1 pseudogene is annotated in these 1,046 nt (G+C 74.2%); it reads right to left on the bottom strand.

Features of this window, described 5'->3' with window-relative positions:
• Nucleotides 1-206 precede the first annotated feature (206 nt).
• Nucleotides 207-1,046 (bottom strand): annotated as a pseudogene (locus tag AOK24_RS44785) (lipopolysaccharide biosynthesis protein); the annotation flags it as partial.

Here is a 1,046-nt window from a genome sequence, read left to right as displayed (position 1 = left end):
ACACCGACACCTCCGAGCCGCAACTTCCGTGTCCCCTCCGCCCGTTCGTCCCTCGCCCCGCGCTCGTCCGGCCCCACGCCGGGCGGCTCGGAGGTGTCGGTGTTCGGCTGGGACGTCTCCGCGCTCTGGGAACCCTTGTCGGGTTCCGGCTCGGTTCTCCGGTTCGGTGTGCGCACGACGGTTCCCCCCTGTCGTTCGGCGTCGGTTCAGGTCGTGGGGCGCGGTGGGGCGCGGTGGAGCGAGAGGAGCACGGCGAGGACGAAGAGCGCGGCGAGGGTCGGCGGCGCGAAGGGCGCCAGGGCCTCTCGCCACGCCCAGCCCCCCAGGGCGGCGAGATAGACGAGCCCCCAGCGCGCCGTCCAGGGCAGCCGCAGCCGCTCCCCCAGCCGGGCGAGCACCTGCGACAGCGCGACGAGGCACAGCAGTTGACACAGCGGCGGCGCCCAGCGCAGCAGCGGTACGGGCCCGTCGAGCCCCATCGCCTCCGCGAGGAATCGCGCCGTTTCCGTATAGAACGTCCCGCCCACCGCCCCCGGTTCCCGCCCCAGCGAGACCGGTACGGCGTACAGCGCGAGGACCACGGCCCCCAGCGCCGTCCCCGGCAGCCACGGATCGTGCCGCAGGCTGAGCGTCACCGCCCCGGCGTACAGCAGGAGCAGCACGAGCCCGGCGCCGAGCGCCGTCCAGGGCAGCGCGTCGAGCATCGCCCGCCCGGGCAGGGACCCGGACTCCAGCGCCGCACCCGTCGTACCCGCAGGACCCGTAGTACCCGTCGTACCTGTAGTGCTTGAGGACCGCAGCCACGGCAGGTCCCGCACCCCGAGAGCGAACACGGTGACGGCGGCGACGAGGGCCGTCCACAGCCCGCCCCGCAGCCACCGCTGCCCCTTCTCGGACCACAACCCCCTTGCCGTGTACGCCGGTTCGACGGACCGTTCGGCGAGGAGCCCGCCCGCAGGCGGCCCCGAGGAGGACTCGGACGACGACCCGGAGGACAGTTCGGAGGCCGACCCCGGAGGCGTACCCGGGTAGTACCCAGGTACGAC

Origin of the sequence: Streptomyces niveiscabiei (assembly GCF_001419795.1) — a bacterium.
GTDB lineage: Bacteria > Actinomycetota > Actinomycetes > Streptomycetales > Streptomycetaceae > Streptomyces > Streptomyces niveiscabiei.
The sequence above is the reverse complement of the archived record's forward strand: the minus strand, read 5'-3'. Positions and strand labels throughout refer to the sequence as shown.